Genomic DNA, 19,909 nt, shown 5'->3' on the forward strand with positions numbered 1-19,909 from the left:
GCCAGACCCCCAGCAGGCGTTCCCTCGTAAGAGGCGCGCTAGGAGGCGTCGTCGGCGCGTAGCGGGCGAATGTTGTTCGGCGCCGCCTCGGCCAACTGGACCAGGGCCTGGACAATGCGGTCGGACGGCATCGGGCGGCTGAAGTGGTAGCCCTGGGCGGTCGGGCAGCCCAGCGCGATCAAGGCCGCACGCTGCTCCGTCGTCTCCACGCCCTCAGCTACCACCCGGACGCCCAGGCGGGCGCCCAGCTCTACCGCGCCGCGAACCACGGCCTCGGCGGCCGGGGAGTCGATCATGTCGTCCACGAAGGAGCGGTCGATCTTAATCTCGTCGACCGGCGCTCTCGTAACTATGGCTAGGGAGGAGTAACCGGTGCCGAAGTCGTCGAGGGAGAGTTGGACGCCCGCGCCGCGCAGAGCGGCCAGGACGTCGTCGACGATCGCCTGCTCGCTGACGGCAACCGACTCGGTGATCTCCAGGACCAGGCGGGAGGCGGGGGTGCGATGACGGCGCAGAGCGTCCGCCACCTGGCCGGGGAAGCCGGGGTCGAGCAGGCTGCGAGCCGACACGTTGACCGACACCGGCAGGTCGACGCCGGCCTGGTTCCACGACGCGGCGGCGGACAGGGCCAGGTCGAGCACCCGGTGGGTGAACGGGGTCAGCAGCTCGGTGTGCTCGACCGTGCGGATGAAGTCGTTCGGGGAGAGCTGACCGCGGCGCGGGTGACGCCAGCGGACCAGCGCCTCGACCCCGCTCGGGGCCGCGGTGACCAGGTCGACCGCGGGTTGCAGGTGCAGCACGATCTGGTCGTCGGTGGCCAGCGCGTCCTGCAGCTCGGCCAGCAGGGCCAACTCGTCGGTGGTCAGCACGTCCTGGCTGGTGTCGTAGGTGGCGACCGCCATCTCCTGCTGTTTCGCCTGGTCGAGGGCGAGCGAGGCGCGGCGGACCATCTCGGCGAGCTCCACCTGGCCGGCCCGGGCCACCACGACACCGACGGCGATCTCCACCGCGAGGCGTACGCCGGCGATCTCCATCGGCTGGCCGATGTGCTCGCCCAGCTCCCGGGCGCGCCGGACGGCCAGCGGCAGCGGGCTGGGCGTCTCGCGCAGCGGCGTCGCCGAGTCGGTGAGGGTGGCGATGGTGGGAATGAGCAGCGCGAACTCGTCGTCGCCGACCCGGGCGACCAACTCGGACTCGCGGGACAGCTCACCGAGGCGCTCGGCGATCAGGCCCAGCACCTCGTCGCCACAGCGGTGCCCGAGCGTGCCGTTGACCTCGCGGAAGCCGTTCACGTCGAGCAGCAGCAGGGCCACGTGCCGGTCGCGTTCGAGGCCGCGCAGCATCCGGTCGCCGTCGGCCAGCAGGCTGGCCCGGTTGAGCACGCCGGTGAGCGGGTCGTGCACGAAGTTGTAGGTGGCCTGTTCGCGCAGCTCGGTGACCTGCACCCGCGCCGCCGCATCATGCAGCGCCGCGGCCAGCGCGTCACCGTAGGCGGAGATCGCGGCCTCGTCGCGGGGCGCCGGGAGAGTCGGCTCGGCCAGCCAGACGGTCAGTTCGCCGACGACCTCACCGGCCACCGCCATCGAGCGGGTGATCGCCGGGCCGGGCAGGCCGGCGAGGAGGTTGTCCTGGCCGGGGCCGTCCTCGGCGTAGCGGTGCTCGCCCTCGGGGGTGCGCACGTCGATCTCGACGCGGCGGGCGCCGAAGACGTCGAGCGCGCCGCGCAGACCGGCCGCGGCCACCTCGCGCTCGGTGCCGCCGGGCAGTGCCGAGGTCGCCGCCGCGAACGCCTCCCACATCCGGCGTTCCTCCTCGGCGCGCAGGTGGAAGCGGTAGGTGCGCTGGAGCAGCCAGAGACCGGGCCCGAACGCGAGCAGCCAGACCGGGCCGCGGACCAGGGTGAACACCGCGCCGAGACCGACCAGGATGTTGCCGACGAACATCGGGATCTTGGCGTACGGGATGCGGGCGAAGATCTGGCCGGTGGCGGCGTCGCGATGCAGCGTGAGGGTGAGCGCGGCCAGGCCGAACGTGATCAGCAGATAGGTGAGCGCGCCGCCGACCAGGGCGACCTGGGTGCGGATGCTCAGCACCGGCGCGTCGCCACCGATCAGCCGCGCCACCGTGGCGGCGCCGGCCGCGCCGAGCGTCAGCGAGGCGGCCAGGTGCGCGACCTCGGCGACGTTGTGGTGTTCGTCCAGCCAGGACAGCACCGCCCAGGCGAGGACCGCGCCGGCCAGGGTGGCCAGGGGCAGCCAGCCGGGTGGCACCACGACGAAACCGATGATGAACGCGGCTTCGCCCCAGGAGACGGAGACGACGCCCCGGCCGAGCCGGAACCGAAGCCGGGCCAGCTGTCCGGCCGCCACCAGCAGTGCCGCGAGACCCACCCCGGCCATTACCGAGAGTGGACGATCCACCGGCCGCGAGACGGGCAGCAGGGCGCCTCCGACGGCCACCAGAACGGCCAGTCCGACGACTGCGGCGGTCAGTGCGCGAACGGCTCGGGAGCGGCCGGCGAGGCCCGCCGCCTCGATCCACGATCGACGGACACCGGTCCCGGTCACCGGCGGGGCGGTCACGAGTTGTCCCTGTTCACGAGCGGCACACGCGGATGCACGTGCATCTGCAGGGGAGAAAGCCGGGGGCGGGGAGTGGTCATTTCGAGCGCCCCCTTCCGCGCAGGGTCGGGGGTCGTTGGGACCCCCGGCGGAAGGCTAAATCAATCCTGATGAACACAACAAGGGTTGACGTACGACCCGTGGCGGGCTTTCGTCAGACCAATACGGAGAGTGTTGTCCACTCAGACTCGTGAATGGCCTGCGACGTGGTCAAACGCGGCGCTGATCGCCTTCCGCGGGAGCGGCATCACTATCAGTAGTAACGCCTTTGACCTCGTGTTCCGTAGCGGTCGTAGCGGCTTCCGATCGATCCTGGTCGACTTTCGCGTCGGCCGATGCCTCGTCGGAGCGCTCAAGGTCCGCATTGAGGCGCGCGATCTCAGCTTCACGCTGTGTCGGCTGCACGTCCGTGAAACTGTCGGGAAGCCGACGCAAGCGCTTATTCATATTGCGAATCAGCAGAACAGTCGCTATGACCAGCAGCACGATCACGAACAGGCCCATCGGGCCGGCTAGGCCGCCGGACCGGGTGTCGCCGAAGTTGTTGACCGCGAAGAGGTTCACACCTCGGATCGTACTGCCGACTCGTGGATGCCCGCGAACAGGTCGGACTCGGGAATCGGGCTGTCGACCAGCGAACGGACCAGCTCGAAGTCTTCGGTCGGCCACACCTTCTGCTGCAGTTCCAGCGGAATGCGGAACCAGAAGCCGTCCGGGTCGACCTGGGTGGCGTGCGCACGCAGAGCGTCATCGCGGGTATGGAAGTACTCCCCGCACTCGATCCGGGTGGTGATCTTGTCGCCGCGGTCGTCGCGGTCGGACCACTTCTCCAGCCATTCGGTGTACGGCGACTCGAGGCCGGCCGCCAGCATGCCCTCGTGCAGGGCGAGCATCCGGGCCCGCGTCCAGCCGGAGTTGTAATAGAGCTTCCGCGGCTGCCAGGGCTCGCCGAGCTCCGGGTATTTCTCCGGGTCGCCGGCCGCGTCGAAGGCCACCACCGAGACCTTGTGGCACATGATGTGGTCGGGGTGCGGGTAGCCGCCGTTCTCGTCATAGGTCGTCATGACGTGCGGGCGGAACTCGCGGATCAGCTTGATCAGCGGCTTGGCTGCCTCTTCCGGGTCCTGCAGGCCGAAGCAGCCCTCGGGCAGCGGGGGCAGCGGGTCGCCCTCGGGCAGGCCCGAGTCGACGAAGCCGAGCCACGCCTGGTCGACGCCGAGGATCTCGCGCGCCTTGGCCATCTCGGCGCGGCGGATGTTGGTGATGTCGGCCAGCACCTCGGGGCGGTCCATCTTCGGGTTGAGCACGCTGCCGCGCTCCCCACCCGTACATGTCGCGACCAGGACCTTTGCGCCATCAGCCACGTACTTGGCCATGGTGGCGGCACCCTTGCTCGACTCGTCGTCGGGGTGGGCGTGCACCGCCATGAGACGCATCTGCTCGGTCACGTAAGACTCCCCTGCAGCCTGCTGCGAAGATGGACCCTGCCATTCTGGCCGATCCCACCGACAAGAAACGCATGAGAGGTCGTCAGGTGAGCGAGACGCACACCACAACCCCGGTCTTCCCACCGGGCCGCTACGGCCGCCGGCGCGACGGCCGCCGCAAACTGGCGGGGCCGATCATCGCGCTGACCCTGGTCGTCGCGTTCTCGGTGCTTATCTCGATCAAGCTCTACCAGAGGTACGGCGAGACCGACTACCAACCGCAGATTGTCGGCTGGCAGGTGCCCAGCGACGCGGCCATGACGATCAAGTTCAAGGTGCGCGTCCCGGCCGGCGGCGCCGCCGAGTGCGCGCTGCGGGCCCGCGACTACCAGGGCAACGAGGTCGGCCGCCGGACGGTCGTGGTGCGGGCCGGGACGGGCGAGACCGCGATCGAGGCGGAGGAGACGGTGACCACCACCGCCCGAGGGTCGGTCGGTGACGTGCCGGGCTGCCAATCGGCCCCCTGATCTGGGCAAGTTTGAGCAAATCCGGCCCCGTGCGTACCGCTGGTAAGCTTAGTGATTCGCTCCGTTCAGCATGCGACGACGATGTTGAGCGTTTCCCCGTTCCAGCAAGGAGATCGACCGTGTCCAGTTCAGAGGCGCCCAAGACTTGGCTTTCTCAGGACGCTCACGACCGGCTGCAGGCCGAGCTTGACGAGCTGATCGCCGGCCGGCCCGCGATTGCGGCGGAGATCAACGCTCGCCGCGAAGAGGGCGACTTGCGGGAGAACGGCGGCTACCACGCCGCTCGTGAGGAGCAGAGCCGGCAGGAAGGCCGCATCCAATACCTGAAGGAGTTCCTGCGGAACTCCGAGGTCGGCGAGGCCCAGGCGGCCGATTCCGTGCAGCCCGGCTCGGTCGTGACGATCTACTTCGACAACGACAAGAGCGACACCGAGACCTTCCTGCTCGGCTCGCGCGAGATCTCCTCCACCACCGACCTGACGGTCTACAGCCCCGAGTCGGCGCTGGGCAAGGCGATCCTCGGCAGCAGCACCGGCCAGACGGTGACCTACACGGCCCCGAGCGGCGCCGACATCAAGGTCACCGTGGTCAAGTTCGGCGCCTTCGAAGGCTGAAAACCCGGGTGGCGACCCGCTCAGAAGCTGAGCGGGTCCACCCGATAGCCCGAGGCCCGCAGTGCGCTGATCAGCGCCGCCGAGTGGTCCGGCCCGCGCGTCTCGACCGAGAGTGCCACCTCGGCCTCGCCGAAACTCAGCCGCGGGCTCTGCCGGGAGTGCGACACGTCGACCACGTTCGCCCGCTGATCCGCGATCTCCCCGAGCAGCCGGGCGAGTGCCCCCGGCCGGTCGTCGCAGCGCACCGCCAGCCGCAGGAACCGGCCCGCCGAGGCCAGCCCGTGCTCGATCACCCGCAGCAGCAGCATCGGGTCGATGTTGCCGCCGGACAGGATCGCCACCACCGGCCCGTTCGGCGGCACCACACATGACCCCGTGAGCAGCGCCGCCACCGCCGCGGCGCCGGCCGGCTCGACCACCATCTTGTGCCGTTCCAACAGCACCAGCAGCGCAGCCGACAGGTCCTCGTCAGTGACCGTGACGATCTCGTCGACCAGCTTGCTGACGTGCGCGAACGTGAGGTCCCCGGGACGCAGCACGGCGATGCCGTCGGCGATCGTGAGACCCCGCTCCAGCTTCACCGGGGTGCCCGCGGCCAGTGAGGGCGGATAGGCGGCCGCGCCGCTGGCCTGCACCCCGACGATCCGGATGTCCGGCCGCAACGCCTTGGCCGCCACCGCGAGGCCGGAGATCAGCCCGCCGCCACCGGTCGCGGTCACGATCGTGGCGGCCTCCGGCAGCTGCTCGAGGATCTCCAGGCCGACGGTGCCCTGCCCGGCGATCACGTCCGGGTGATCGAACGGGTGGATCAGCACCGCGCCGGTCTCGGCCGCGAACTGAACCGCGGCGTCGAGCGCGTCGTCGACGCTGGTGCCGGCGTACTCGATGGCCGCGCCGTAACCCCGGGTGGCGGTGACCTTGGGCAGCGGCGCGCCCTCCGGCATGAAGACCGTGGAACGCGCGCCGAGCAGGCCGGCGGCGAGCGCCACCCCCTGCGCGTGATTTCCGGCGCTGGCGGCGACCACGCCGCGCCGGCGCTCGGCGTCGGAGAGACGGGCGATCCGGGTGTACGCGCCACGCACCTTGTACGACCCGGCGCGCTGCTGGTTCTCGCACTTCAGCCAGGCCGGCACCCCGGTGATCTCGCTGAGCAGGCGGGACGGGATCAGCGGAGTCTTCTTGACGACTCCGCTGATCAGCTCACGAGCCGCTTCGACATCAGCGAGGGAGAGAAGGTCCATGGGTGCGATCGTGCCACCCGCTCACCCGAAGGCGTGACGCTGCCAGGGGTTGAGCACCTCGAACTGACCGGCCACCGCGAGCAGCAGCAGTTCCGACTCGGGCGGCCCGATGATCTGCACGGTCAGCGGAAGACCGTCCGGGCGTACCCCGATCGGGACCACGATGGCCGGCAGACCGGCCACGTTCCACGGCGCGGCGTACGGCGCGTACTGCATGCTGACCTGCATGTTTTTCCGCCAGGAGCCGGTCGAGTACTGCTCGGCCGGCGGCGGAGCCGCGGCCAGCGCCGGGGTGACCAGCAGGTCCACGTTGTGGTCGGCGAAGAACTTGATCGACGCCGCCCGCCAGGCATCCCGGTGTGCCTGCTTGACCAGCCCGGCCTTCCAGGCCCACTTCCCGAGCCGGATGTGCTGCCGGGTGCGCGGCTGCAGTTTCGACACGTCCAGCTGCCGCGACTCGCGGTAGGCCGAGGCGAACCAGGTGGCCAGCACCCGCAGGCCCAGCGAGGTCGGGTAGCGCGGATCGGCGGTCACCGTGTCGTGCCCGGCCTGCACCAGCAGTTTCGAGGCGGTGGCGACGGCTTCGCGGTTCGGTTCGTCGGGGCGGACGCCGACCACCGGCGACCGGGTCGAGATGCCGACCCGCAGTTTCGGCGGCTCGACCAGTTTCGCCGGCTCGCGGCCGGCCAGCACCGAGAAACCGAGCACCGCGTCGGCCACCGTGGTGGTCAGCACGCCGTTCTCGACAAGGCCGAACCAGCCGTCGAGGCCCAGCTCGGCCGGGATCACGCCGCGGCCCGGCTTCAGCCCGACCAGCCCGCAGCAGGCCGCCGGGATGCGGATCGAGCCGAGCCCGTCGTTGCCCTGCGCGATCGGCACCAGCCCGGCCGCCACCGCCGCGGCCGAACCGCCGGACGAGCCGCCCGGCGTACGGTCCCGGTCCCACGGGTTGCGGGTCGGCACGTCCCCGTCGTCGGTGACCGCCCACAGCCCCATCTCGGGCATCCGGGTGACCCCGACGACGATCGCACCGGCCCCGCGCAGCCGGCGGACCACCTCGTGGTCCACCTCGGCCACCGGGCCGCGCGCGGCGGCCGACCCGCCCCAGGTGGGCAGGCCGGCGACGGCCGTGTTCTCCTTCACCGCGACCGGCACCCCGGCCAGCGGCAGATTGGCCAGATCTTCCTGGTCGTCGACCTTCTCCGCCTCGGCGAGAGCCTCGCCCGCGCGGACCACCCGGAACGCGTCCAGGGACGGTTCGGAGATGGCTATCTGCTCCAGCGTCTCGGCGACGACCTGGGTGGCCGACACGTCACCGCGTCGCACCGCCCGGGAGATCTGCTTCGCCGTGGCCCCCACCCAGCTCGTGCCGTCCGACATGCCTCGCTCCGTATGTAAGGTCAGCCGAGCGCCTGCTCCAGGTCGGCCAGCAGATCGTCAACGCTTTCGATGCCGACAGACAGTCGCACGAGATCGGCGGGGACTTCAAGCGGTGAGCCCGCAGCGGACAGGTGTGTCATCTGACCCGGGTGCTCGATCAGCGATTCGACTCCACCGAGCGACTCCGCGAGCACGAACAGTTTCGTCCGGTTGCAGATGTCGATCGCGGCCTGCATCCCGCCGGCCGCGCGGAACGACACCATGCCGCCGAAGCGCTGCATCTGCTTGGCCGCCGTCTCGTGACCCGGGTGCGTCTCGAGGCCCGGGTAGTAGACGGTCTCCACGGCGCTGTGCTCGCTCAGGTAACCGACGATCCGCTCCGCGTTGTCACAGTGCCGGTCCATCCGTACACCCAAGGTCTTGATGCCCCGCAGGGTCAGCCAGGCGTCGAACGGCCCGTTGATCGCACCCATCGCGTTCTGATGGAAAAGCAGTTGGTCGCCGAGTTCGTCGTTCCCGACGACGAGGGCGCCACCGACCACGTCGGAGTGTCCACCCAGGTATTTGGTGGTGGAATGCACCACCACGTCGGCGCCGAGCGCGATCGGCTGCTGAAGGTACGGCGAGGCGAACGTGTTGTCCACGGTCAGCAGCGCGTCGTACTCGTGGGCCAGCCCGGCCAGCGCCGCGATGTCGGCGATGTTGAGCAGCGGGTTGGTCGGCGTCTCGGCCCAGATCATCCGGGTGACGCCGGGCCGGAACGCGGCCCGCACCCCGTCCAGGTCGTCGAGCGGGACGGCGGTCCAGGCCAGCCCCCAGTTCTCGGCGACCTTGGCGAACAGCCGGTAGGTGCCGCCGTACGCGTCGCCGGGGATGAGCACGTGGTCGCCGGGCCGGCAGACGGTGCGCAGCAGGGTGTCCTCCGCCGCGAGGCCACTGGCGAAGGCCAGGCCGCGGCGGCCGCCCTCGATCGCCGCGAGGCACTCCTGGAGGGCGTCCCGGGTCGGGTTGCCCGACCGGGCGTACTCGTAACCGAGGCGGGGTGCGCCGACAGCGTCCTGGGCGTAGGTGCTCGTCTGGTAGATCGGTGGCACCACCGCCCCCGTCCGCGGGTCCGGCTCTTGGCCGGCGTGGATGGCGAGGGTGTCGAAGCCGTAGTTGTTAGCCGTCATGCTGCGCAAGGCTAGTCTCGGCGGGTGGCGGATTGCGTGTTCTGTGCGATCGTGGCGGGCTCGGTCCCGGCCTTCAAGGTGATCGATTCCCCCGACGGAGTGGGCTTCCTCGATACCCGCCCGGTCTTCAAGGGCCACGTCCTGATTGTCCCCCGCACCCATGTCGTCACCTTGCCCGATTTATCCCCGGAGGCTCTGCCCGGATATTTCGGACTTGTGCAGCGAGTGTCGGCCGCCGTTCCGGCCGCGCTCGGCGCCAAGGGCACCTTCGTCGCGATCAACAACATCGTCTCCCAGTCCGTCCCCCACCTGCACACCCACGTGGTGCCGCGGACAAAGGGCGACGGACTGCGCGGTTTCTTCTGGCCAAGGACCAAATACGCCGACGACGAAGAGGCCAACGGGTACGCCGAGAAGATCGCCAAAGAGCTCGGGTAAGGATGCCCTAACCCCTGGCGTTACACCAGGCAGACGAAGGGAGTGACCGTGTTCCTGCGGCACAAGAAGCTCGAACTGCCCACCCCCGACCAGGCCCTGCCCGGCCGCCTCATCGAGATGCCGGTCGCCGACAAGCACACCGTGCTCGGCACCCCGCTCAAGGGCCCGTGGCCGGCCGGCCTCGAGGTCGCGGTGTTCGGCATGGGTTGTTTCTGGGGCGCCGAGCGGATCTTCTGGCGGCTGCCGGGGGTGTACTCCACCTCGGTCGGCTACGCCGGTGGCTTCACCAAGAACCCGACCTACGAGGAGGCGTGCTCCGGATCCACCGGTCACGCCGAGGTGGTCCAGGTTGTCTACGACCCCACCAAGATCGCTTTTGAGGACCTGCTGAAGGCCTTCTGGGAGAACCACGACCCGACCCAGGGCATGCGCCAGGGCAACGACGTGGGCACCCAGTACCGCTCGGCCATCTACACCACCACCGACGCCCAGCTGGCGACGGCGAAGGCGTCCCGGGAGGCGTTCCAGCCGGTGGTCACCAAGGCCCGCCGAGGCGAGATCACCACCGAGATCCAGCCGCTGTCGACGTACTTCTACGCCGAGAACTACCACCAGCAGTACCTCTCGGACTCGAAGAACCCGTACGGCTACTGCAACCACGGCCCGAACGGCATGACCTGCCCGGTCGGGATCGCGAAGGTTTAGAGCAAGTCGCCGGGGGCGTTTTCACGCCCCCGGTTGAAAAAGATCGACATATCCCGACATGGTTCGCACACTGGGGATGAACCCCTACCCACCCCGGGAGGTGCCACCATGCCGACTTTCAACACCGAGGAGGAGCGAGCCGCCTGGGCTCTCGCCGAATCCCTCACCGAGCAGGCCGGCAAGATGATGCGCCAGGCCGAGGCCGCCCTCGAGACCTGGAAAACCGGCAAGGAGATGAACCGGCTGCGCTGCGAGCGCCGCGGCATCTCCGCCTCGGACGCGGAGATCCGCTGGTCCGGGTCGGCCAACGCGAAGAACGCGCTGACCGACAACAGCTTCCACGTCGGGCTCGCGACCATGTATTTCAGCGCCGCCACCGCGAATTACTCGCGGGCCCTCTATCTGCGCACGCAGGGCCTGCGCTAGCTCTGGTCCTTCTCGACGGCCGGCGAGGCGGCCGCGGCCGGGGCCGGCGGGCGCGGAGTGTCGGACGGCGCGGCCGAGGCCGGTGCGGCGAGGGCCAGGCCGAGCACGGCTCCCGCGCCGATCAGGCCGAGTCCGGCCAGCGAAACCGGGCGACGGTCGGGCTTATCCATGAGTTACCTCCTGGCGATAGCGAAACCGGGCCCCCACGGTGCCAGCGAAAGCTGAGACGATCCTGTGCGAAAGCTGGCAATCGATTGGTCTGTGTCGTGGGCCACCGCTCAGGCAACATGAACGTATGGAGATCGCCAGCGAAACAGAGCGTAAATACGACGTCCCGGACGGCTTCGTACTGCCTTCGCTGGTGGGTACGGCCGGGATTCGCGACATCACCGGCGCCGAGACGCACGATCTCGACGCCACCTACTTCGACACCGACGAGCTGACCCTGCTGCAGAACCGGCGCACGCTGCGCCGGCGCACCGGCGGCGGCGACGCCGGCTGGCACCTGAAGACCCCCGGCGCCGGCCAGAGCCGCACCGAGCATCGCGTCCCGCTCAACGGCGGCGACAAGAACACCGTGCCCGCCGAGCTGCACGGCCAGGTCCGCGCGCTCAGCCGCCGGGAAATCCTCAAACCGGTCGCCCGCCTGCGCACCCACCGGATCGAGACGCCGCTGCGCGACGCCAAGGGCCGCACCCTCGCGCTGATCGCGCAGGACCAGGTGCGGGCCGAGTCCGGCGGCAAAGAACAGCGCTGGCAGGAGATCGAGGTCGAACTGGTCGACGGCGACGCCAAGGTGCTCGAGGCGGTCGAAAAACGCCTGCTGAGCGTCGGCGCCACCCCGGCGGCCGGCCCGTCCAAGGTCGCGCGGGCCCTCGACGGCCGTCTCAAGAAGACCCCCAAACCCAAGGTCAAGAGCCCGGTTCAGGCGTACGCCCAGGAGCAGCGCGACGCGATCACCGAGTTCGACCCCGGAGTGCGTCAGGGCGACCCGGAGTCCGTACACAAGATGCGGGTCGCCACCCGGCGCCTGCGCAGCACGCTGAAGACCTTCAAGCGCTCTTTTCCCGGCTTCGAAGAAGTCGGCGATGAGCTGAAATGGCTCGCCGATCTGCTCGGCCAGGTGCGCGACGGCCAGGTGCAGAAGGGCAAACTGCTGGCCGGGGTCGAGGAGTCCGGCGACCAGTTCACCGCGGTCGCGGCCCGCATCCGGCAGCACCTCGACGACCAGGTCGACCGGGGCCGGGCCGCGCTCGACGAGTCCCTGGAGAGCGAGCGTTACCTCGCCCTGCTCGACCGCATCGACCGCCTCGCCGACCGGCCCGGCAAGGGCGAGCCCGATCCGATCAAGCGGGCCGCGAAGAGCCTGGCCAAGGCCGACGGCCTGCTCGACCAGGCGCTGGCCGACGGCGTGGACGCCGAACTGCACGACGCCCGCAAGGCTTACAAGCGGGCCCGGTACGCGGTCGAGGTCTTCGCCGGGGCCGCCGGCAAGCCCGGAAAACAGCTCGTCAACGCGCTGACCGACCTGCAGGACGTGCTCGGCGCCCACCAGGACTCGGTGGTCGCCCGCGAGCTGCTGCTCGAGCTCGGACCGGACAGTTTCTGGTTCGGTGTGCTGTGGGCCCGCCAGGAACAGGTCGGCACGGACACACACGCTGAGCTGCCGGTCGTCGTCGAGGCTTCGCGAAAGAAGAAGCTTCGGCAGTGGATCGGCTGAAGTTCATCTCGACCGGGTATGAAATCAAACCATGCAGGTGGAGTCGGAGTTCCAGGACGAGCAAATCACCCAGCCCTACGAAGGCCCGAATACGACGCTGGGCGGATATCGGGTCGCGGACGACGATGACGACGACCCGGTGCTGCTCAACGCGGACGGCAGCCCGGTCGACACCTGGCGCGAGGACTACCCGTACGACGAGCGGATGCCCCGCCAGGAGTACGACCACCACAAGCGGCTCCTGCAGATCGAGCTGCTGAAGCTGCAGAACTGGTGCAAGGACACCGGCGAGCGGATGGTGGTGCTGTTCGAGGGCCGGGATGCAGCCGGCAAGGGCGGCACGATCAAGCGGTTCATGGAGCACCTGAACCCGCGCGGAGCGTCGGTGGTGGCGCTGGAGAAGCCCAGCGAGCGCGAGAGCCACCAGTGGTACTACCAGCGCTACATCAGCCACCTGCCGGCGGCCGGCGAGATCGTGCTGTTCGACCGGTCCTGGTACAACCGGGCCGGCGTCGAACGGGTGATGGGCTTCTGCACCCGCGCCGAATACCTCGAGTTCATGCGGCAGACCCCCGAACTGGAGCGGATGCTGGTGCGCTCGGGCGTCCACCTGATCAAGTTCTGGTTCTCGGTCACCCAGGGCGAACAGCGCACCCGCTTCGCGATCCGCCAGGTCGACCCGGTGCGGCAGTGGAAGCTCTCCCCGATGGACCTCGCGTCGCTCGACAAGTGGGGCGACTACACCGAGGCCAAGGAGGCGATGTTCTTCTACACCGACACCGCGGACGCCCCGTGGACGGTGGTGAAGAGCAACGACAAGAAGCGTGCCCGCCTGGAGGCGATCCGGCACGTGCTGAGCCGCTTCAACTACGAGAACAAGGACGACGAGGTGGTCGGCCGCCCCGACCCGCTGATCGTCGGCCCGGCCGCGCTCGCGGTGGAGGGCACCGAGATGTCCCCGCGCGTATTCCCGCGGCTTTAGTGATTCAAAAAGCGTTGGCGCGGGCCTGATCACGTGGTTACCGTGGCCGTACACGTGAAGGGAGGTGGTCCAAAGTTGGATAGCAACGGGACTCGTGAGGTGGCTGTCCGCTAGCCGCTGTCCTCGACAGCTTGTCTAACCAAGCGTTGAGACCGTGTGGCAGCGGTCCGGCGAAAACTAGGCAGCCATCCGACCCCCGGGGATCCGGCCTTGTCCGACCGGACCACGACTCGCTTCGCGTGCGTGGAAGCCCCCGGGGGTCGACCTATGCGGAGCCGTCATGCGTGAACTGGTCATCCTGGGCACGGCAAGCCAGGTTCCCACCCGCCACCGCAACCACAACGGTTACGTCCTGCGCTGGGACAACGAGGTAATCCTGTTCGACCCCGGCGAGGGCACCCAGCGCCAGATGCTGCTGGCCGGCCTGGCCGTGACCCCGCTGCGCCGGATCTGCATCACCCACTTCCACGGCGACCACAGCCTGGGCCTGCCCGGCGTCCTGCAGCGCATCTCCCTGGACCAGGTGCCGCACCCGGTGAAGGTCCACTATCCGGCCGCCGGCCAGGAGTTCTACGACCGCCTGCGGCACGCCACCAGCTACTGGGACAACGCCGACATCGTGCCGGCCCCCGCCGACGGCGCGATCTTCGAGACGGAGACCTCCGCGGGGCGCCTGACGGCCCTGCCGCTATGGCATTCCCTCCCGACGTACGGCTACCGCCTGACCGAACCCGACACCCGCCGCATGGTCCCCGCCCTACTGGCCGAACACGGCATAGTCGGCCCCGCGGTAGGCGACCTGCAGCGCCTGGGCCACCTGGGCGACGTAACGCTGGACCAGGTGAGCGTCCCCCGCCCCGGCCAGACCTTCGCCTTCGTGATGGACACCGGCTTGTGCGACAACGTCTACGCCCTGGCCGAAAACGCAGACCTGCTGGTAATCGAGTCCACGTTCCTGGACGAGGACGCCGACCTGGCCGCCCAGGTAGGCCACCTGACCGCAGCCCAGGCGGCCACGGTGGCCCGCAAGTCAAACGTCCGAACCCTGGTCCTGACCCACTTCTCCCAGCGCTACCCCGACCAGTCCCGCTTCCTGACCGAAGCCCGCCCCCACTTCAACGGCGACATAGTCCTGGCCGAAGACCTCATGCGAGTCCCGATCCCGGCGCGCAAAGCCGGCGTCAGCTAGGTCGAAGGTCAAGCCGGAGTCCGCCGCCTCCGCCAACCGGAGGAGTTGTTCGGCCGAGTAGCGCTCGCTGGTAAGCACCGCGTCGATGTCGAGGAAGTCCCGGGCGAGGGCGCGACCGTAGAGCGCTGCCATCTTGTTACCGACCGCGTCGTCCGGGTGCAGAACGGGCCCGATGCTCAAGGTGACCGGCGGATGAGCACGCCAATCGGCGGCCAACTCCATCTTTTGCGGTTCCTCGTAGGGCTCGTCCTTCCGCGCGACGAGCAGTCGGGCGAAGGTATCGGCGCGCGCATCGACGTCGACGGCGAAACCGCTCTCGGTCAAGGCTTTGATGACCAGATCAGCGACGGCGGGGAAGTCCGCGCGGCGCTGCCAGTCGGTGAAGAGGTCCACGTCGCCGCTTGGGCGATCGCCCATGCCGTGGGCCCGCACGGCATAACCGCCGGCGAGGGCGAGCCCGTAGTCATTTCCTGCGGCCTGAAGAGCGATCTCGGCAAGCTGCCGGTGACGCGGATCCATGCCGGGATCCTATGCGGCAGTCGCTTTTGAGCCGGTCCGCCGCAGCTCCGGAAAGCGCAGTTCCCAGGTTCGGCGGAGGTCGGGCGGCAGCCAGAGGGACGGCCAAAGCCGGGCGAGGGTCGCTTGGTCGAGGAATTCGTGGAGGTCGGCCGGCTTGGTGGCCTCGATCAGGACCGTCCGGTAGAGGTCGACGATCCGGCCAGGGCTGTCGAGGTCATATTCGGCTGCCCCGGACCAGTCGAGGTAACGCGGCAGGATGACAACCCCGGTGGTCTCGCCTCTGAGCAGCGTCAGGTCGTCCGCGACAACCAGCGGCTTAGCGTATCGACGCATGATCGGCCCACCTCCCGCACCATCGTCCCACGCGAAGGGGCGCCGGGGGTGGACGGTTAGCGTGGGGTGATGACTGTTGTGGTGCGTACCGGGGAAGATGTTGATCTGGTTGGGGTTGGGGATCTTCATTTTCGGTCTCGGGCTGACTCCTATGCGCACATCCTGTCGGCTGACGCTCTTGGGTCGCTGTCCGGGGAAGTGCTTGGGGCCTGGTGGAGTGAGCGCTGGAAATGGGAGCGGGACACGCATCGGCTGACCGTCGCGGAGCAGGACGGGCGGCTTGTCGGGTTCACCTATGTCGGGCCCAGTGAGGTTGACGGGGCCGCTGAGCTCTACGCCATTCACGTCGATCCGGCGCTGGTCGGCAGTGGGGTCGGGAAGCTGCTCATGATCGACGCGCTCGGGCGGCTCGCCGAGATCAGCGACCGCCGGGCCGTGCTCTGGGTTCTTGAGGAGAACGCGACGGCCCGGCGTTTCTACGACCGGGGTGGCTGGCGGCCGGACGGCGCCACCCGGGTCGAGGCAGTGGGCGGGGAGCCGGTGCCGCAAGTGCGTTACAGCCTGGATCTCACCCGCCCGGACGGCCCTTCGACCGCCCGGGCGCTCCCCCGAGATGTCTCTTCATCGTCGGGGATCACCGGCTAGGCGCCCAGGCAGCGGACCGGCAAGCAACCGGCAATCAGCCGGACATGGCCAGGTGGAACTGCTCCCGCTCGTCGCCCTCCAGGCCGAAGGCGTCGGCCAGCAGCCGCATGGTCTCCGGGCGGGACCGCCCGGCCTTGCCGGATTCCAGGTAGCGGATGGTGCGCACGCTCAGGCCGGTGCGTTCGGCCAGGTCTTCCTGCGACATGCCGCGGCGCAGGCGATGGCCGCGGATGCCGGCCCCGGCGGGCCGGTCCGGAGAACTGGCGGGGGCGAGCTTCCGGCGTATGTCGGCGGCGAGCGGATGGCCGAGGTCGGCGAGGATTTCGTACGCCTGACGGCGGCGCTCGTCCGCCGACTCCGCGTCGTGCAGCGACTCGTGCAGGTCACCGAGGTGGGCAAGGATCTGGGCCGCGAGCACCGGGTTGTCGATCTTGCGGGCCAGCCGCAGGCCCTCCTCCAGGTGCCGGGCCGCGTGGTCCTGTTCGCCGAGGAAGAGGTGCAGCATGCCGAGGGCGTCCCGGGTGATCGCCTCGTTCTCCCAGTCGCCGGACCGCTGCTGCAGGGCCAGGGCCCGGGCGAAGTGCGTCAGCGCGATCCGCGGCTCCGCGCGCTGCGCTTCGTACCACCCCACGGCAAGCGCCGCCTTGCCCTCCCAGATCGGGTCGTCGAGCGTGCCGAACAGTTCGAGGGCCAGCTCGGCCTCGGCCATTGCCCGGTCCTGATCGCCCTGCAGCCACCACAGGTAGGACAGGATGAATCGGCACTCGGCGATGCCGGCTACGTCGCCGGCCGCCTCCACCAGGGCCAGCGCCTGGCTGATGTGGGCCTGCGCCTCGTCGAAGCGCTGACGGCGGCCGTCCGCGACGGCCAGGAACGAGTACGCGTATGCCAGGGCCGGGCCGTTGGCGAGGGTGGCCGCCGCGTCCAGGGCCACCGCCCAGGCGGCGCCCTCGTCGTCCCAGCGCTGTTCCTCGTGCAGAAACGAGTCGAGCGCCCAGCTCAGCTGCCACGCCTGGGTGTCCAGGCCCTCGTCGCGGGCCTGCCGCACCGCCGCCAGCAGCGTTTCCCGCTCGCCGCGCAGCCAGTCGATGGCGTCCTTCATGTCGATCAGCGGGTTGGGCCGGACGTCGTCGGCCGGCGCGGCCAGCGTCATCGGGATCGGCGCCCGGGTCGGGTTGAGCACCAGGTCGGCCTGGTAGGCGGTGTGCGTGTAGTGGTCGAGCAGCCGGGTCAGCGCGGCCCGGCGGTCGGCGGCCGATTCCAGCTCGCGGGCCAGCTCACCGGCGTATGCCCGGATCAGGTCGGGCATCGAGTATCGCCCCGGCAGGGGCTCGGCGAGCAGGCCGGACTCGATGAGTTCGCGCAGCGTCCGGCGGGTCTCGGCGGGCGGTTGCCCGGCCAGCGCGCAGGCGGCGGCGAGCGCGAGGTCCGGCCCGGCGGCCAGCCCGAGCAGCCGGAACAGCCGGGCGGTGGGGGCCGTGAGCCCGTGGTAGGACCACGAGAACACGGCCCGGAGGTCGTCGAGGGCGTCGAGGCGACCGGCCGGCCGGCGCAACTCGGCGGCCAGCGCCGCCAGCGCGGCCAGTGGGTAACCGGCGGTGCGGATGCGGGCGGCGGCCAGGGTCAATGCGAGCGGCAGCCCACCGCAGGCCCGGATGATCTCGGCCTCGGCTGACGGGTCGGTCTCCTCGGGGCCGAGCCGGTGCCGGAACAGCGCGGTGGCGTCGGCCGGGGGCAGCGCCGCGACGGCGAGCGGCCGGGCGCCGACCGCGGCCACCAGGCCGGTGAGCCGGCTGCGGCTGGTCACCACCGTGCGGCTGGCCTCGCCGGCCGGGAGCAGCGGGCGCACCTGCTCGTCGTCGCGGGCGTTGTCGAACACCAGCAGCAGCCGGGCCGACGCGGTCAGCCGGTGGTAGAGCCCGAGCCGGCCGTCGAGGTCGGTCGGCATCGCGCCGGCTTCGACGCCGAGCGCGGCCAGCAGCAGGCGCAGGCCGTCGGACGGCTCGCGCGGCGCGGAACTGTCGAATCCGCGCAGGTCGAGGTGGAGACACCCGTCGGGGTAACGGGACGCGACGCGACGGGCCCAGTGCACGGCGAGGGCACTCTTGCCGGTGCCGGGCGGGCCGAAGACGACCGTGACACCGGCCGGATCGACGTCGAGCTGGGCGAGCTCGGCGTCGCGGCCGGAGAACCCGGAGATATCTGGGGGGAGCTGCGCAGGAACGGACATGGCGGTCGCCGCACCTCCACTATGGACCGCTCCCACTTTATAGGTGGGCGGGAGCGCGCGACCGAGTTATTGCGGGGGAACCTGTGGTCACGCGCTCCCGCCAACCGCCCCGCCCCAAAACCGGGGGTCGCGCCTGGCCGGAGGCGCTGGACCAGCGGAGGCGTGCCGGTCCTGACCAGTTGTAGGGCGGGTCCTGGTGCGGGATGCCGCGGCGCTGGCGGGGCGCAGCGGCATCACCGCCGGGAGACGTCGGCCGGGCTGGAGAGCCGGGGCCTGCCGGGGGAGGTCAAGCTGTCGGCGACGTCGAAGCGTGGTGCGATGGAGTTGTCAGTAGTGGAGATCGCCGCGGTTGTGGTACCGGGCACCTCTGTCCATGTTGTCCCCGAAGCCGGGCATGGCCCGAATGCTGTTCAGGTCGTGCCGAAGGGTCCATGCCTCCCGCCACGGTCGGCGGGACGCGGTCTCGGCGCGTTCGGCCAGGCGGCGCGGGGCGCACGGCCATCGCCATCCGCACCAGACGCAATTACCTTCGTGATCCGCCTCGGCGTGCCGTCCCAGCATCTGCTGGGCGTCTCGCCAGAGAAGGCGGTCCACAATGTCGGGCGGCACTGACTGGTCGGCGATGACCATCCGTCACACTCCGTCGGGATGTATTACAACCTCCGGTACGTCAGATACAACCGCAGGAAGCTCACCCAGCGTCGGACACCGCGTGCGATGAGTGATGGGGGTGTGTTCGCCGTGGGCGGACGCGGGGTCGGCATAGACCTTGACCAGCGGGTTGTTGACGCCGACATGGATACCGAACACACGGGTGTCGAACCTGGGGCACTCGATGCCTACAGCCGCGTCGTGACCGGTGTCGCCACGAGCCTGCTCCCCTCGGTCGCCGCGCTTTCGGTGCGCAGCGCCCGCGGGGCCGGCGCCGGCTCGGCCGTCACCTTCACCGACGACGGATTCCTTCTCACCAACGCCCACGTGGTCGCCGGCGCGACCGGCGGCACCGCCGACTTCGCCGACGGCACCGAGACGAAATTCGACGTGGTCGGCGCGGACCCGCTCTCCGACCTCGCCGTGGTCCGGGTGCACCACCCGGGCGCACCGGCGGCACCGCTCGGCGACGCCGATCTGCTGAGGATCGGCCAGCTGGTGGTGGCGGTCGGCAACCCGATGGGCCTCGCCGGATCGGTCACCGCCGGGGTGGTCTCCGGGCTGGGCCGGTCGCTGCCGGCCCGGGACGGCCGCCGGGTGCGCATCATCGACAGCGTCATCCAGACGGATGCCGCCCTGAACCCCGGCAACTCGGGCGGCGCGCTGGCCGATTCGACCGGCACGGTGGTCGGCATCAACACCGCAGTCGCCGGGTACGGCCTGGGCCTGGCCGTGCCGATCAACTCGACCACCCGCACGATCATCGGCGAGCTGGTCGCCACCGGCCGGGTCCGCCGGGCCTGGCTGGGCGTGGCCGGCATGCCCACGCCGCTGCCCCCGCCCCTGGCCACCCGCCTGGGCCAGAAGCTGGGCCTGCGGGTCGTCGAGGTCGTCCCGGGCAGCCCGGCCGGAACCGCCGGGATCTACCTGGGCGACGTGCTGATCTCGGCGGGCGGCCAGCCGCTGCAGACCGTCCAGGCCCTGCAGCGGCTCATGCTCAGCCCCGCGATCGGCGCCAACCTCCCGATCACCCTGCTACGCAAGAACGCCCTGGTGGACGTCATCACGGTGCCCGCCGAACTGAGCTAA

At 70.1% G+C, this 19,909-nt stretch carries 20 protein-coding genes and 1 pseudogene; 10 read left to right on the plus strand and 11 right to left on the minus strand.

The window, feature by feature from the left end; translation table 11 throughout:
• Positions 1–38 precede the first annotated feature (38 nt).
• The 3 genes from Ate02nite_RS09895 to mca all read right to left on the minus strand — a co-directional run bounded on the left by Ate02nite_RS09895 (position 39) and on the right by mca (position 4,069).
• Positions 39–2,582: a putative bifunctional diguanylate cyclase/phosphodiesterase gene (locus Ate02nite_RS09895; RefSeq protein WP_239147270.1), complete on the minus strand. Its 2,544-nt coding sequence runs from the start codon at positions 2,580–2,582 to the stop codon at positions 39–41.
• Positions 2,583–2,831: 249 nt separating this feature from the next.
• Positions 2,832–3,125, minus strand: a complete 294-nt coding sequence (locus tag Ate02nite_RS09900; protein ID WP_239147297.1) for a hypothetical protein — start codon at positions 3,123–3,125, stop codon at positions 2,832–2,834.
• A 56-nt stretch (positions 3,126–3,181) separates the two neighbouring features.
• Positions 3,182–4,069 (minus strand): mycothiol conjugate amidase Mca, encoded by an 888-nt coding sequence (gene mca / locus Ate02nite_RS09905; protein ID WP_203802568.1) that lies wholly within the window; start codon positions 4,067–4,069, stop codon positions 3,182–3,184.
• 86 nt (positions 4,070–4,155) lie between these two features.
• Here mca and Ate02nite_RS09910 point away from each other — a divergent pair, with 86 nt between their 5' ends.
• Positions 4,156–4,575, plus strand: coding sequence for a DUF4307 domain-containing protein (locus Ate02nite_RS09910; protein ID WP_239147271.1), 420 nt, complete (start codon positions 4,156–4,158; stop codon positions 4,573–4,575).
• A gap of 119 nt (positions 4,576–4,694) precedes the next feature.
• Positions 4,695–5,189, plus strand: a complete 495-nt coding sequence (gene greA, locus Ate02nite_RS09915; protein WP_203802573.1) for a transcription elongation factor GreA — start codon at positions 4,695–4,697, stop codon at positions 5,187–5,189.
• Between the two features lie 20 nt (positions 5,190–5,209).
• Here greA and ilvA read toward each other — a convergent pair whose 3' ends face one another.
• The 3 genes from ilvA to Ate02nite_RS09930 are packed head-to-tail and all read right to left on the minus strand — an operon-like array spanning position 5,210 to position 8,982.
• Positions 5,210–6,430: a threonine ammonia-lyase gene (gene ilvA, locus Ate02nite_RS09920; RefSeq protein WP_203802575.1), complete on the minus strand. Its 1,221-nt coding sequence runs from the start codon at positions 6,428–6,430 to the stop codon at positions 5,210–5,212.
• Between the two features lie 21 nt (positions 6,431–6,451).
• The gene (locus tag Ate02nite_RS09925) at positions 6,452–7,810 is read right to left on the minus strand and encodes an amidase (protein WP_203802578.1); all 1,359 of its coding nucleotides are present in this window, start codon (positions 7,808–7,810) and stop codon (positions 6,452–6,454) included.
• Positions 7,811–7,830: 20 nt separating this feature from the next.
• Positions 7,831–8,982 carry a cystathionine gamma-synthase gene (locus tag Ate02nite_RS09930; protein WP_203802582.1) on the minus strand — a complete coding sequence of 384 codons (1,152 nt, stop codon included), beginning with the start codon at positions 8,980–8,982 and terminating at the stop codon, positions 7,831–7,833.
• 24 nt (positions 8,983–9,006) lie between these two features.
• Between Ate02nite_RS09930 and Ate02nite_RS09935 the strand changes: the two genes are divergently transcribed.
• The 3 genes from Ate02nite_RS09935 (at position 9,007) to Ate02nite_RS09945 (ending at position 10,551) form a co-directional block, all read left to right on the plus strand.
• Entirely contained in the window at positions 9,007–9,420 is a 414-nt protein-coding gene (locus Ate02nite_RS09935; protein ID WP_203802584.1) for an HIT family protein, read from the plus strand.
• 48 nt (positions 9,421–9,468) lie between these two features.
• Positions 9,469–10,125, plus strand: a complete 657-nt coding sequence (msrA, locus tag Ate02nite_RS09940; RefSeq protein ID WP_203802586.1) for a peptide-methionine (S)-S-oxide reductase MsrA — start codon at positions 9,469–9,471, stop codon at positions 10,123–10,125.
• 108 nt (positions 10,126–10,233) lie between these two features.
• Positions 10,234–10,551: a hypothetical protein gene (locus Ate02nite_RS09945; protein ID WP_203802588.1), complete on the plus strand. Its 318-nt coding sequence runs from the start codon at positions 10,234–10,236 to the stop codon at positions 10,549–10,551.
• Here the strand turns inward: Ate02nite_RS09945 and Ate02nite_RS09950 are convergent.
• Positions 10,548–10,721, minus strand: coding sequence for a hypothetical protein (locus tag Ate02nite_RS09950; protein WP_203802590.1), 174 nt, complete (start codon positions 10,719–10,721; stop codon positions 10,548–10,550). The genes Ate02nite_RS09945 and Ate02nite_RS09950 overlap by 4 nt on opposite strands.
• A gap of 125 nt (positions 10,722–10,846) precedes the next feature.
• On the opposite strand from Ate02nite_RS09950, the gene Ate02nite_RS09955 reads away from it, so the two are divergent.
• The 3 genes from Ate02nite_RS09955 (at position 10,847) to Ate02nite_RS09965 (ending at position 14,442) form a co-directional block, all read left to right on the plus strand.
• Positions 10,847–12,271 (plus strand): CYTH and CHAD domain-containing protein, encoded by a 1,425-nt coding sequence (locus tag Ate02nite_RS09955; RefSeq protein ID WP_203802592.1) that lies wholly within the window; start codon positions 10,847–10,849, stop codon positions 12,269–12,271.
• A gap of 31 nt (positions 12,272–12,302) precedes the next feature.
• Complete coding sequence (ppk2, locus tag Ate02nite_RS09960; RefSeq protein ID WP_203802594.1) at positions 12,303–13,253, plus strand: polyphosphate kinase 2; 951 nt, start codon at positions 12,303–12,305, stop codon at positions 13,251–13,253.
• 280 nt (positions 13,254–13,533) lie between these two features.
• Positions 13,534–14,442, plus strand: a complete 909-nt coding sequence (locus Ate02nite_RS09965) for a ribonuclease Z (RefSeq protein WP_203802596.1) — start codon at positions 13,534–13,536, stop codon at positions 14,440–14,442.
• 51 nt (positions 14,443–14,493) lie between these two features.
• Here Ate02nite_RS09965 and Ate02nite_RS09970 read toward each other — a convergent pair.
• Both Ate02nite_RS09970 and Ate02nite_RS09975 read right to left on the minus strand, forming a co-directional pair.
• Positions 14,494–14,961 (minus strand): annotated as a pseudogene (locus tag Ate02nite_RS09970) (nucleotidyl transferase AbiEii/AbiGii toxin family protein); the annotation flags it as partial.
• A gap of 9 nt (positions 14,962–14,970) precedes the next feature.
• Positions 14,971–15,294 carry a hypothetical protein gene (locus Ate02nite_RS09975; RefSeq protein WP_203802598.1) on the minus strand — a complete coding sequence of 108 codons (324 nt, stop codon included), beginning with the start codon at positions 15,292–15,294 and terminating at the stop codon, positions 14,971–14,973.
• Positions 15,295–15,363: 69 nt separating this feature from the next.
• Here Ate02nite_RS09975 and Ate02nite_RS09980 point away from each other — a divergent pair, with 69 nt between their 5' ends.
• Entirely contained in the window at positions 15,364–15,939 is a 576-nt protein-coding gene (locus tag Ate02nite_RS09980; RefSeq protein WP_203802601.1) for a GNAT family N-acetyltransferase, read from the plus strand.
• A gap of 34 nt (positions 15,940–15,973) precedes the next feature.
• Here the strand turns inward: Ate02nite_RS09980 and Ate02nite_RS09985 are convergent, their stop codons facing one another.
• A complete protein-coding gene (locus tag Ate02nite_RS09985) occupies positions 15,974–18,169 on the minus strand; it encodes a tetratricopeptide repeat protein (RefSeq protein ID WP_203802604.1) in 2,196 nt (731 codons plus the stop codon).
• A gap of 327 nt (positions 18,170–18,496) precedes the next feature.
• Complete coding sequence (locus Ate02nite_RS09990; RefSeq protein WP_203802607.1) at positions 18,497–18,799, minus strand: hypothetical protein; 303 nt, start codon at positions 18,797–18,799, stop codon at positions 18,497–18,499.
• A 222-nt stretch (positions 18,800–19,021) separates the two neighbouring features.
• Here Ate02nite_RS09990 and Ate02nite_RS49400 point away from each other — a divergent pair, with 222 nt between their 5' ends.
• On the plus strand, positions 19,022–19,909 hold the full coding sequence (locus Ate02nite_RS49400) for a S1C family serine protease (RefSeq protein WP_275422830.1): 888 nt from the start codon (positions 19,022–19,024) through the stop codon (positions 19,907–19,909).

Origin of the sequence: Paractinoplanes tereljensis, from assembly GCF_016862435.1 — a bacterium.
GTDB classification, from domain to species: domain Bacteria; phylum Actinomycetota; class Actinomycetes; order Mycobacteriales; family Micromonosporaceae; genus Actinoplanes; species Actinoplanes tereljensis.